This is a genomic window from Brachybacterium rhamnosum (assembly GCF_039526185.1).
Taxonomy (GTDB): Bacteria; Actinomycetota; Actinomycetes; order Actinomycetales; family Dermabacteraceae; genus Brachybacterium; species Brachybacterium rhamnosum.
Genome location: NZ_BAAAIS010000003.1, coordinates 144,894 through 157,609, shown reverse-complemented (window position 1 = coordinate 157,609; position 12,716 = coordinate 144,894). Strand labels below are relative to the sequence as shown.

Annotated in this window: 8 protein-coding genes and 1 tRNA gene; 1 reads left to right on the top strand and 8 read right to left on the bottom strand. The window is 72.8% G+C overall.

Going from position 1 to position 12,716, the window contains the following annotated elements; translation table 11 throughout:
- Positions 1-4: 4 nt before the first annotated feature.
- Positions 5-655: an ANTAR domain-containing response regulator gene (locus tag ABD080_RS10810; protein ID WP_137770871.1), complete on the bottom strand. Its 651-nt coding sequence runs from the start codon at positions 653-655 to the stop codon at positions 5-7.
- 150 nt (positions 656-805) lie between these two features.
- On the opposite strand from ABD080_RS10810, the gene ABD080_RS10805 reads away from it, so the two are divergent.
- Positions 806-888, top strand: a tRNA-Leu gene (locus ABD080_RS10805).
- Between the two features lie 88 nt (positions 889-976).
- Here ABD080_RS10805 and pyk read toward each other — a convergent pair.
- The 7 genes from pyk to trpC all read right to left on the bottom strand — a co-directional run bounded on the left by pyk (position 977) and on the right by trpC (position 12,673).
- Positions 977-2,446, bottom strand: coding sequence for a pyruvate kinase (gene pyk, locus ABD080_RS10800; RefSeq protein ID WP_137770872.1), 1,470 nt, complete (start codon positions 2,444-2,446; stop codon positions 977-979).
- A gap of 99 nt (positions 2,447-2,545) precedes the next feature.
- Positions 2,546-4,024 (bottom strand): glutamate synthase subunit beta, encoded by a 1,479-nt coding sequence (locus ABD080_RS10795; protein WP_137770873.1) that lies wholly within the window; start codon positions 4,022-4,024, stop codon positions 2,546-2,548.
- Positions 4,017-8,597, bottom strand: a complete 4,581-nt coding sequence (gene gltB, locus ABD080_RS10790) for a glutamate synthase large subunit (RefSeq protein WP_137770874.1) — start codon at positions 8,595-8,597, stop codon at positions 4,017-4,019. Before gltB ends, ABD080_RS10795 begins: the two co-directional genes overlap by 8 nt.
- A 101-nt stretch (positions 8,598-8,698) precedes the next feature.
- On the bottom strand, positions 8,699-9,628 hold the full coding sequence (lgt, locus tag ABD080_RS10785) for a prolipoprotein diacylglyceryl transferase (protein ID WP_137770875.1): 930 nt from the start codon (positions 9,626-9,628) through the stop codon (positions 8,699-8,701).
- A complete protein-coding gene (gene trpA / locus ABD080_RS10780; protein ID WP_137770876.1) occupies positions 9,625-10,476 on the bottom strand; it encodes a tryptophan synthase subunit alpha in 852 nt (283 codons plus the stop codon). The genes lgt and trpA overlap by 4 nt, the downstream gene beginning before the upstream one ends.
- Entirely contained in the window at positions 10,473-11,843 is a 1,371-nt protein-coding gene (gene trpB / locus ABD080_RS10775; RefSeq protein WP_137770877.1) for a tryptophan synthase subunit beta, read from the bottom strand. The genes trpA and trpB overlap by 4 nt, the downstream gene beginning before the upstream one ends.
- The gene (gene trpC, locus ABD080_RS10770) at positions 11,840-12,673 is read right to left on the bottom strand and encodes an indole-3-glycerol phosphate synthase TrpC (protein ID WP_137770878.1); all 834 of its coding nucleotides are present in this window, start codon (positions 12,671-12,673) and stop codon (positions 11,840-11,842) included. Before trpC ends, trpB begins: the two co-directional genes overlap by 4 nt.
- Positions 12,674-12,716: the final 43 nt, after the last annotated feature.

The window sequence follows — 12,716 nt, the reverse complement described above, 5'->3', positions numbered from 1 at the left end:
CGCGTCACTCCTTGGACTGCCCGCCGAGCTGGTCGACGACCGCGTCGGCGACCTCGCGCATCGTGAGACGACGGTCCATGGACGTCTTCTGGATCCAGCGGAAGGCCTCGGGCTCCGAGAGGCCCATGTTGGTCTGCAGCAGGCCCTTCGCGCGGTCCACGCGCTTGCGGGTCTCGAACCGCTCGCCGAGGTCCGCGATCTCGGACTCGAGCTGCACGATCTGCTGGTGGCGGGAGATCGCGATCTCCACGGCCGGGAGCAGGTCCGCCGGGGTGAAGGGCTTGACCACGTAGGCCATGGCGCCGGCGTCACGGGCCCGCTCGACGAGCTCGGTCTGGGAGAAGGCCGTCAGCATGACGACCGGCGCGAGGTTCTCCTCGCCGATCCTCGCCGCGGCGGTCACGCCGTCGGTCTGCGGCATCTTCACGTCCATGACGACGACGTCGGGGCGCAGCTCGCGGGTCTTCTCCACGGCGCTCTCGCCGTCGCCCACGGCGGCCAGCACCTCGAAGCCCGCCTCGGTCAGGGTCTCGACGATGTCCATGCGGATGAGGCTCTCGTCCTCCGCGACCACCGCCGTGCGGCGGGCGGCCGCGTCCTCGGTGCCGGTCTGCTCCGGGGCGTCGTCGGGAAGCGTGGTGGTGTCGTCGTTCATGTCACCCTGTGTCTCGGGAAAGGGTCCCGCACCTGCCGCGGGAGCGGTGCTCCGCACTGCACGTCGGCAGCGCGCGGCCGCGCTCGGCGGTGCACGGGACGGATGGTCATCGGCGCTATCCTAGTCCAGCCCCGTTTCCGGGGTGGACGAGCCGGATTGGCGGAATGGTAGACGCGGCGCACTCAAAATGCGCTGTCCGTGAGGGCGTGCGGGTTCGAGTCCCGCATCCGGTACCGCGGCGAGGGGCGCCTGCCCCCGCCGAGGACCCGACGACGACGCCCCCGGAGGGCCCTCGCGGGCCCGCCGGGGGCGTCGTCCGTGTCAGTTGTCCAGACCGGAGGCGATGCGGTCCGCCTCGATGCGGGCGGACTCGGTGCCGTCGAGGTCACCGATGCGGTGCACGCGCAGCGTGTTCGTCGAGCCGTGGACCCCGGGGGGCGAGCCGGCGGCGACGATGACGAGATCGTTCTTCTGCAGGCCCTTCTGCTCGCGCAGCAGCTCATCCACGACGGAGACCATCGCGTCGGTGTCCTTCTGCATCGGGACGAGGTGCGTCTCGGTGCCCCAGGACAGCTCGAGCTGACGCGCGACCTCGGGGTACGGGGTCAGCGCGATGAGGGGGATCGTCGGGCGCAGGCGCGCGAGACGACGGGCCGTGTCACCGGACTCCGTGAAGGTCACCAGGTACTGCGCGGAGAGCTGGTCGCCGATCTCCGCCGCCGCACGGGTGATGGCGCCGCCGCGGGTGTGCGGGATCGTGCCGAGCGGGAGGATGCGGTCCGCCCCGTTCTCCTCGGTGTTCGTGATGATGCGGGCCATGGTCCGCACCGCCTCGAAGGGGTACTTGCCGACGCTGGTCTCGCCGGAGAGCATGACGGCGTCCGCGCCATCGAGGATGGCGTTGGCGCAGTCGGAGGCCTCGGCGCGGGTGGGGCGCGGGCTCTCGATCATCGACTCGAGCACCTGGGTCGCGACGATGACCGGCTTGGCGTTGCGGCGGGCCAGCTCGATCGCGCGCTTCTGCACGAGCGGGACCTGCTCGAAGGGGAGCTCGACGCCGAGGTCGCCGCGGGCGACCATGATGCCGTCGAAGGCACCCACGATCGAGCGCAGCGCACGCACGGCCTGGGGCTTCTCGATCTTCGCGATGACCGGGACGCGGCGCCCCTCCTCCTGCATGATCCGCAGCACGTCGTCCATATCGTGCGCATCGCGCACGAAGGACAGCGCGATGAGGTCCGCACCGAGGTTCAGGCCCCAGCGGAGGTCGTCGATGTCCTTCTCGCTCATGGCGGGGACGGACACGGCGACGCCGGGGAGGTTGATGCCCTTGTTGTTGGACACGGGCCCGGGGACCTCGACGACCGTGGTGACGTCGGTGTCGGAGACGTCGGTGACGCGCACCGAGACCTTGCCGTCGTCGATCAGGAGCACGTCGCCGGGGCGGCAGTCGCCCGGGAGGCCCTTGAAGGTCGTCGAGACGCGGTCCCTGGTGCCGACGATGTCGTCGACCGTGATCGTGAAGGTGTCACCCACCTCGAGGAAGTGCGGGCCGTCCTCGAACTTCCCCAGACGGATCTTGGGGCCCTGCAGATCGACGAGGATCGCCACGTTCTGGCCGAGGTCCTCGGCCGCGCGCCGGATGTTCGCGTACACCTGCTCGTGGTCCGCGTGAGAGCCGTGGCTGAGGTTCATCCGGGCGACGTTCATCCCGGACTCGATCAGGGTACGGATCTGCTCATACGTGTTCGTCGCCGGACCGAGAGTGCAGACGATCTTCGCTTTTCGCATGTCAACCCATCTGTTGTTCCTGTAGGGGCCGCGGGCCAGGGCGGAGTGGGGACGCTCCGCCTCGGGGGACGCAGCATCGCGTGATCAGAGCCTAGTCTTTCACACCGTGAGCGCGGTCTCCCCGGCGTGGACAGGCGCCGGGAGGGAGCTCGCGCCCATGAGGTGACGGTCCACCGCGGCGGCCGCGCTGCGACCCTCCGCGATCGCCCAGACGATGAGGCTCTGACCGCGCGCGCAGTCGCCCGCGGTGAAGACGCCGGGGACGCTCGTCTCCCAGCTGTCGTCGTGCTCGATGTTGCCGCGGGAGGTGGTCACGAGACCGAGCTGCTCGACCAGACCCTCCTGCTGCGGGCCGGTGAAGCCCATGGCCACGAGAACGAGCGTCGCCGGGAGCACCTGGTCGGTGCCCGGGGTCGGGAGCCGCTTGCCGTCGCGGTACTGGGTCCGCGCCACGCGCAGGCCCGTGACGGCGCCGTCCTCGTCGACCTCGAAGCCGGTCGTGGAGGCGAGGAAGGAGCGGTCGCCGCCCTCCTCGTGCGCGGTCGTCACCTCGAAGAGCACGGGGTGCGTGGGCCACGGGTGCGATTCGTCGCGCTCGACCGGCGGCTGGGTGCCGATCGCCAGCGTGGTCACCGAGCGCGCGCCCTGGCGCAGAGCGGTGCCCAGGCAGTCGGCGCCGGTGTCGCCGCCGCCGATGATGACGACGTCCTTGCCCTCCGCGGAGATCGGCGCCTCGAGCGTGTCCCCCTCCACGAGCCGGTTGGCCTGGGTGAGGTACTCCATCGCCGGGAAGATGCCCGCGGCCTCGCGGCCGGGGACGGGCAGGTCGCGCGGCGCGGAGGAGCCCGTCGCCACGAGCACCGCGTCGAAGCGGCTGCGCAGCTCCTCGACGCTCATCGCGCCCTCGCCGCTGCCGCCCACGTCCACACCCGTGCGGAAGCGCGTGCCCTCGGCCCGCATCTGCTTCAGCCGGCGGTCCACGTGGCGCTTCTCGAGCTTGAACTCCGGGATGCCGTAGCGCAGGAGGCCGCCGATGCGGTCGTCGCGCTCGAGCACCACGACCGAGTGGCCCGCCCGGGTCAGCTGCTGCGCGGCCGCGAGGCCCGCGGGCCCGGAGCCGACCACGGCGACCGAGCGACCCGTCTGGCGGCTCGCCTCGACGGGCTGGACCCAGCCCTCGTCGAAGGCGCGGTCGATGATCGACACCTCGACGTTCTTGATCGTCACCGCGGGCTGGTTGATGCCGAGCACGCAGCTGGACTCGCAGGGCGCGGGGCAGGCGCGACCGGTGAACTCCGGGAAGTTGTTCGTCGCGTGGAGCCGCTCGGCGGCCTCCTGCCAGTCGCCCCGGTACACGAGGTCGTTCCACTCGGGGATGAGGTTGCCCAGCGGGCAGCCCTGGTGGCAGAACGGGATGCCGCAGTTCATGCAGCGTCCGGCCTGCCGGGACACGACGTCGAGGGTGCCCTTCTCGCGGGCCTCGTAGACCTCGCGCCAGTCCATGAGGCGCACGGGGACCGGGCGACGCTCGGGGAGCTCACGCTCGCGGTACCGCAGGAATCCGCGGGGATCAGCCATGGGTGGCCTCCATGATGGTGTTCCAGACTTCGTTCGAATCGGGGTCGATCCCGGCGGCGAGGGCGTCCTCGCGGATGCCGGTGATCTCGAGGAACGCGCGCGGCGCGATCTCGGTGAGGCGCGCGAACAGCTCGTCCTCGTCCGCGAGCAGCGAGGCCGCGCGGTCGGAGCCCGTGCGCCGGGCGTGCTCACGGATCGCGGAGACCACGAACTCCCGGTGGTCCTCGCGGACCGGGGAGATCTCGAAGGTCGCGGCGTCCGCGGGGTTCAGGTCGTTCTCGTCGAGGTCGAGCACGAAGAGCGTGCCGCCGCTCATGCCCGCGCCGAGGTTGCGGCCGGTGGGGCCGAGCACCAGGACGACGCCGCCGGTCATGTACTCGGCGCCGTGGTCGCCGATGCCCTCGACCACGAGCGTCGCGCCGGAGTTGCGCACACCGAAGCGCTCGCCCGCGGCGCCCGCGAGGAACAGCTTCCCGCTCGTGGCGCCGTAGGCGCAGGTGTTGCCCGCGATCGCGGCGGAGGTCAGCGAGCCGGTCGTCCCGCGGCCGTGGCCCACGGCGACGATGCCGCCCGAGAGCCCCTTGCCCACGTAGTCGTTCGTGTCGCCCGTGAGCTCGAGGGTCACGCCCGCCGGGAGGAAGGCGCCGAGGCTCTGGCCGCCGGTGCCGTCGAGGTCGAGCACGATCGCGTCCTCCGCGAGGCCCGCGCCGCCCGTGCGGCGAGTGACCTCGTGGCCCAGCAGGGTGCCCGTCGTGCGCTGCACGTTGCGGATGGAGCCGGTGATGCGCACGGACTCCTGCTCCCCCTCGATGACGGGGAGCGCCTGCTCGATCCACGGGTGGTCCGCGGCGAGGTCGAGGTGGTGGTCCTGCCCGCGACGGCGGCGCGGGAAGTCGCCCTCCATGATCGTGGGTGCCGCGAGGATCGCCTCGAGGTCGAGCCCGCGGTGCTTGGCGCGGGCGAGCTCGCTGCGGGAGCGGTCGTCCTCGGCGAGGCCCAGCAGGTCGGTGCGGCCCACCGCCTCGTCGAGGGAGCGCAGCCCCAGCGCCGCGAGGTGCTCGCGCACCTGCTCGGCGATGAACTGGAAGAAGGTCACGACGTGGTCGGCGTGCCCGGTGTAGCGGGCGCGCAGCTCAGGGTTCTGGGTCGCGACGCCCACGGGGCACGTGTCCAGGTGGCACACGCGCATCATGACGCAGCCGGAGACGACGAGCGGGGCGGTCGCGAAGCCGTACTCCTCGGCGCCCAGCAGTGCGGCGATGACGACGTCGCGCCCGGTCTTCATCTGACCGTCGACCTGGACGGTGATGCGGTCCCGCAGACCGTTCAGGAGCAGGGTCTGCTGGGTCTCGGCGAGGCCCAGCTCCCAGGGCGTGCCCGCGTGCTTGAGCGAGTTCATCGGGCTCGCGCCGGTGCCGCCGTCGTGCCCCGAGATGAGGACGACATCCGCATGCGCCTTCGAGACGCCGGTCGCGACCGTGCCCACCCCGAAGCGGGAGACGAGCTTGACGTGGACGCGGGCCGCGGGGTTCGCGGACTTCGCGTCGTGGATCAGCTGGGCGAGGTCCTCGATCGAGTAGATGTCGTGGTGCGGCGGCGGGGAGATGAGACCGATCCCGGGGGTCGAGTGACGGGTCCGCGCGATCCACGGGTAGACCTTCTCCGGCGGGAGCTGGCCGCCCTCGCCGGGCTTCGCGCCCTGCGCGATCTTGATCTGGATGTCCTTGGCGAAGCTGAGGTACTCGCTCGTCACGCCGAAGCGGCCCGAGGCGATCTGCTTGATCGCGCTGCTGCGCTCGGGATCGTGCAGGCGCTCGGGGTCCTCGCCGCCCTCACCGCTGTTGGACATGCCGCCGAGGCGGTTCATCGCGATCGCGAGGGTCTCGTGCGCCTCCTGCGAGATCGAGCCGTAGCTCATCGCACCGGTCATGAAGCGCTTGGTGATCGACTCGACCGGCTCGACCTCCTCGATCGGCACCGGGTTCAGCTGGCCGGTGCGCAGGCGCAGCAGGCCGCGGATCGTCATGAGCCGCTCGTGCTGGTCGTCCACGGCGTCCGTGTACTTCCGGAACTCGTCGTAGCGGCGGCTGCGGGTCGAGTGCTGGAGGCGGAAGACGGTCTCCGGGGTGAACAGGTGCGGCTCGCCCTCGCGACGCCACTGGTACTCGCCGCCCACGGGGAGGCGGCGGTGCGCGAGCTGGTCGCCCTCGACGGGGTACGCGAGCGCGTGGCGCGCCGCGTTCTCCTTCGCGACGACCTCGAGGTCGATGCCGCCGATCCGGGTCGTGGTGCCGGGGAACCAGGTCTCCGCGAAGTCCTCGGCGAGGCCCACGGCCTCGAAGATCTGCGCGCCGCGGTAGGAGGCGACCGTCGCGATGCCCATCTTCGACATGATCTTCAGGACGCCCTTGCCGAGCGCGTAGTTGAGGTTCGCGACGGCCTTCTCCGGGGTCACGTCGCCGAGGACGCCGCGGCGCACGAGGTCCTCGACGCTCTCCATCGCGAGGTACGGGTTCACGGCGCTCGCGCCGTAGCCGATGAGCAGCGCCGCGTGGTGCACCTCGCGCACGTCGCCCGCCTCGACCACGAGCGCGGCGCGGGTGCGGCGACCGGTGCGCACGAGGTGGTGCTGCACGGCCGAGGTCATGAGCAGCGAGGGGATCGGGGCGAGCAGCGCGTTGGCGTCGCGGTCGGTGAGCACGAGGAAGGTCGCGCCCGCGTCGATCGCGGCGACGGCCTCCTCGCAGATCTCGTGGAGCCGCTCCTCGAGCGCCCGCGCTCCGCCGGCCACGTGGTACAGCCCCTTGAGGCGCGCGGCGCGGAAGTCCGCGGTGCCCTCGAGCGTGTGGACGCCGTAGATCGTGGCGAGCTCGTCGTTGTCGATGATCGGGAAGTCGAGCGAGAGCTGGCGCGCGTGCTCCGGCGTCTCGTCGAGCAGGTTGCCCGAGGCGCCGATGGTGACGCCGAGGCTGGTGACGATCTCCTCGCGCAGCGAGTCGAGAGGCGGGTTCGTCACCTGCGCGAACATCTGCGTGAAGTAGTCGAACAGGAGCCGCGGGCGGTCCGAGAGCACCGCGATCGGGGTATCGGTGCCCATCGCGCCGAGCGGCTCCGCGCCCTTGGCGGCCATGGGGGCGAGCAGCACCCGCAGCTCCTCCTCCGTGTAGCCGAAGGTCTGCTGGCGGCGCACGACCGAGGAGCGGGAGTGGACGATGTGCTCGCGGCGCGGGAGGTCCGCGAGGCGCACCTTCTGCTCGGCGACCCACTGCCCGTAGGGCTGAGCGCTCGCGATCTCGTGCTTGACCTCGTCGCTCGGGACGACCTCGCCGCGCTCGAGGTCCACAAGGAAGATCTCGCCGGGGGCGACGCGGCCGGTGCGGGCGATCCGCTCGCGGGGCACGTCGAGCAGGCCGGTCTCGGAGCCGAGGACGACGAGGTCGTCCTCGGTGATCCAGTAGCGCAGGGGGCGCAGTCCGTTGCGGTCCAGACGGGCGCCCACCTGGGTGCCGTCGGTGAAGACGAGCGAGGCGGGGCCGTCCCACGGCTCCTGGAGCGCCGCGTGGTACTCGTAGAAGGCGCGCAGCTCGGGGTCCATGTGGGGGTCGTTCTCCCACGGCTCCGGCACGAGCATCATGAGCGCGTGCGGGAGGGAGCGGCCCGAGAGGTGCAGCAGCTCGAGGACCTCGTCGAGGCTCGCGGAGTCGGAGGCGCCCTCGCTGTTCACGGGCAGCAGCCGCGAGAAGTCCTCCCCGAACACGTCGGTGGACATGACGCCCTCGGCCGCGCGCACGCGGTTGCGGTTGCCGATGACGGTGTTGATCTCGCCGTTGTGGGCGAGCACGCGGAAGGGGTGCGCGAGCGGCCAGGCGGGGAAGGTGTTCGTCGAGAAGCGCGAGTGGACGACCGCGAGCTCGGTGGTCATCCGCGGGTCGGCGAGGTCCGGGTAGAAGTCCGCGAGCTGCTGCGGGGTGAGCATGCCCTTGTAGACCATGACCCGGGTGGAGAGCGAGGGGAAGTACGCGCCGGTCGTGTGCTCGAACCGGCGGCGCACCGCGAAGGCGGCGCGCTCGAGGGCGAGGCCGGTGCGCTCCCCCGCCGCGTCGACGAGGAAGACCTGCTCGAAGCGGGGCTGGACGGCGGCCGCCGAGGGGCCCACGAGCCCTTCGACGATCGGGACCTCTCGCCGGCCGAGGACGCTCAGGCCCTCCTCCCGGGCGATCGTGTCGAGGGCCGCGAGGGCCTCGCCGCGGGCGGCGTCCTCGCGGGGAAGGAAGCCGATGCCGGCCGCGTAGGCGCCTCGCTCGGGGAGCTCGAGGCCGGAGACCTCGCGGAGGAAGGCGTCGGGCATCTGCAGCAGGATGCCCGCGCCGTCGCCCGTGTTCTCCTCGGCGCCCACGGCGCCGCGGTGGTCGAGGTTGAGCAGGGCGGTGAGCCCGGCCTCGACGATGTCGTGCCCGGGAGTGCCGCGGAGGGTGGCGACCATGGCCACGCCGCAGGAGTCGACCTCGCTCTCGGGCCGGTAGAGGCCCTGAGCGGGAGGGAGGCTGGAGAAGCGGGAGTCGAGGGGGATCATGCGGGACCCTTCAGGGTTCGGCCGACGGCCAGGGCGCGTCGGGAGGGACGGGTTCCGGACGTGGCCTGGCGCCTGCCGCGCGGTGGCGCGGGGGCCCGGTCCTACGATCCGGTGCGGGGCTCGTCCTGGTCGGAGGGCGGGGTGCCGGAGGTGGCGACGGCGGTCTCGTCGGGCCCGTTCCCCGGGTTCTGGGGGGAGAGCTCGAAGGCGCCGTCGGCGGCGACGGTCTCACCGCCGCGGCGACGCCGGCGGACCGTCAGGAGGCAGAACATACCCACTGCGACCACGACCATGGCGAGGGCGACCACGGTGTGGATGCGCAGCGGTCCCACCATGAGGACGGGCTCGGTGCGGATCGCGTCGATCCAGGCGCGCCCGGCGGAGTAGATGCCGACGTAGGCCCAGAACACGCGGCCGCCCGCGAGGTGGAGGCGGCGGGAGATCGCGAGCAGGACGATCACGCCGAGGAGGTTCCAGACCTGCTCGTAGAGGAAGGTCGGGTGGTAGCCGCCCGGGGTGCAGCCGGCGATGGTCTCGCCGTTGGTGACGCAGGTGACCTGCCAGGCCCAGGGGAGGTCCGTCGGGGGGCCGTACAGCTCCTGGTTGAACCAGTTGCCGAAGCGGCCGATCGCCTGGGCGACCATCAGCGTGGGGGCGATCGTGTCCGCGAGCGCGGCGAAGGAGACCTTCTTGATCCGCGACATGACGTACACGGCGATCGCGCCGCCGGCCACGCCGCCGTAGATCGCGAGGCCGCCCTGCCAGATGTAGAGCACCGCGACAGGGTTCCCGCCGGGGCCGAAGAACGGCTCCGGGGAGGTGAGGACGTGCCAGACCCGGGCGCCGACGATGCCGGCGATGATCCCCGCGAAGGCGATGTCGAAGAGGTCGTCGCCGTCCCCGCCGCGGGCCACCCAGCGCTTCGTGGCCCACCACAGGGCGACGCCCATCCCCAGCAGGATGCAGATCGCGTAGAAGTGGATCGTCAGCGGTCCGAGGTGGATCGCGGAGATCGGGGAGCTGGGGATCATGGCCGTGCCCCGGCGCCGCGCGCGCGGTCCACGCCGGCGCGGAGGTCGTCGGCGACGGCGGCGAGCGGCGCGAGGTCGCCCTCGGGGCTCTCGATCAGCGCGCGCACGAAGGCGGAGCCGACGATCACGCCGTCGGCGTAGGAGCCCACCTGCGCGGCCTGGGCGCCGTCGGAGACGCCGAGGCCCACGCACACGTTGCGGGCGCCCGCGGCGCGGGTGCGCTCGACGAGGCCCTCGGTCGCGGCGGAGACGCTCGCGCGGGTGCCGGTGACGCCCATCGTGGAGGCGGCGTAGACGAAGCCGCGGCTGTGCCCGGCGACGTAGGCGAGGCGGTCGGCCGGGGAGCTCGGGGCGACGAGGAAGACGCGGTCCACCCCGTGCTCCTCGCTCGCGGCGATCCAGTCGGCGCCCTCGTCGGGGATGAGGTCCGGGGTGATGACCCCCGCGCCGCCGGCGCCGGCGAGGTCCCGGGCGAAGGCGTCCGGGCCGTAGGCCAGGATCGGGTTCCAGTAGGACATGACGAGGATCGCGGCGCCGCGGCCGGAGAGCGCCTCGACGGCCTCGAGCACGTGGCGGGTGCGGGTCCCGGCGGCGAGGGCCGCGCTCGCGGCCTGCTGGATGACGGCGCCGTCCATGACGGGGTCGGAGTAGGGCAGGCCCAGCTCGATCATGTCCGCACCGTGGTCGATGAGCGTGCGAGCGGCATCGATCGAGCCCTGCACGGACGGGAAGCCGACGGGCAGGTAGCCGATCAGGGCGGGGCGGCCCTCGGCGCGGGCGGCGTCGATCGCATGGCCGGCGCGCAGCCGGTCGGTGCCGCTCGCGGCGACGGAGCGGGGCGCGGTCATCGCGTGGCCTCCTGGGCAGGGGTGTCGAGGGTGCCGCGGGCGAGCTCGCGCAGGTGCTCGAGATCGCCGGGGACGCCCGGGAAGGTGCCCTGCTCGGCGGGGCGGTCCTGGTCGTCGACGAGGCCGAACCAGCGCGAGGCCGTGTCGACGTCCTTGTCGCCGCGGCCGGAGAGGCTCACGAGGATCGTGGACCCCTCCCCCAGCTCACGGCCCAGCTCGAGCGCTCCCGCGAGGGCGTGGGCGGACTCGACGGCGGGCATGATGCCCTCGGTCATGGAGAGCAGGGCGAAGGCGTCCATCGCGGGTCCGTCGTCGATCGCGCGGTACTCGGCGCGGCCGGTCGCCGCGAGCCAGGCGTGCTCGGGGCCGACGCTCGGGTAGTCGAGCCCCGCGGAGACGGAGTGCGAGGGGATGGTCTGGCCGTCCTCGTCCTGCATGACGAAGCTGCGCGCCCCGTGGAGCACGCCGGGCGTCCCGCCGGTGAGGGTCGCGCTGTGGCGTCCGGTCGCGATTCCGTCGCCGCCTGCCTCGCAGCCGACGAGCCGCACGAGCGGGTCGGTGTCGTCGAGGAAGGCGTGGAAGATGCCCATGGCGTTGGAGCCGCCGCCCACGCACGCGACGACCGCGTCGGGCAGGGCGCCGGTGCGCTCGAGGACCTGGGAGCGGGCCTCCTCGCCGATGATCCGGTGGAAGTCGCGGACCATCGTCGGGAAGGGGTGGGGGCCGGCGACCGTGCCCAGCAGGTAATGGGTGGTCTCCACGTTGGCGACCCAGTCGCGGAAGGCCTCGTTGATGGCGTCCTTGAGCGTGCGGGACCCCTGGGACACGGCGACGACGTCCGCCCCGAGCAGGCGCATCCGGGCGACGTTCAGCGCCTGCCGCTCGGTGTCCTCCTCACCCATGTAGATCGTGCACTCGAGGCCGAACAGGGCCGCGGCGGTCGCGGTCGCGACGCCGTGCTGGCCGGCGCCGGTCTCCGCGATGACGCGGGTCTTGCCCATGCGCCGCGTGAGCAGCGCCTGGCCCAGCACGTTGTTGATCTTGTGGCTGCCGGTGTGGTTGAGGTCCTCGCGCTTGAGCAGGATCCGCGCGCCGCCGGCGAGCCTCGAGAACCGCGGCGCCTCGCTGAGCAGGGAGGGGCGGCCGGTGTACTCGGCGCACAGCCGGCGGTACTCGGCGAGGAACTCCGGGTCCACGAGAGCCTTCTCGTAGACCTCGGTGAGCTCGTCGAGGGCGGGCACGAGCGCCTCGGGCAGGAAGCGCCCGCCGAAGTCGCCGAAGTAGGGGCCGGTGACGGCGCGCAGCGGCGTCGTGGGGCGGGTGAGCTCGGGCAGCACGGGGCCGTCCTGGGGAGCGGTGTCGGTCATCGGCTCTCTCCGTCCTGCTGGGGCCGGCCGCGGCGGGTGACCGCGCGGAAGGCGGCGGCCTCGCGGGCCGGGTCGTCGGTGGTCACGAGGGCCTCGCCCACGAGCACGGCGTCGGCGCCGGCGGCCGCGTAGGCCTCGACGTCCGCGACGCCTGCGACGGCGGACTCGCCGATCGCGAGGGGGCCGGCGGGGATCCGCCGCAGCAGCGCGGCGGCGCGGTCGAGGTCCACGTCGAGGGTGCGCAGGTTGCGGGCGTTGACGCCGACGATGTCGGCGCCGAGGGCGAGGGCGCGCTCGACCTCCTCCTCGGTGTGGGTCTCCACGAGGGCCTGCATGCCGAGGCCCGTGATCTGGTCGTGCAGGTCCCGCAGGAGCGCGTCGTCGAGCGCGGCCACGATGAGCAGCACGAGATCCGCTCCGTGGGCCCGCGCCTCGGTCACCTGGTAGGGGTCCACGACGAAGTCCTTGCGCAGCACGGGCACCTCGACCCGGGCGCGCACGGCGTCGAGGTCCGCGAGGGTGCCGCCGAAGCGGCGCTCCTCCGTGAGCACGCTGATCGCGCTCGCCCCCGCGCCCGCGTAGGCAGCCGCGAGGACGGCGGGCTCGGGGATCTCGGAGAGCGCGCCCTTGGAGGGGCTGCGGCGCTTGACCTCCGCGATCAGACCCATGGTCGTGCCGTCGCCCGCGAGGGAGGCGCGGGCGTCCCGTGCCGGGGCGGTCGCCGCGGCGCGCTCCTCGACCGCGGCGAGGGGGACCTCGGCGCGGCGGGCGGCGAGGTCCTCGCGGACGCCGACGATGATCTCGTCGAGGACGGTTCCGGTGAGGGTCACGGGTGCACTCCTGCAGGGGTCGGGCCGATCACGGCGGGGCCAG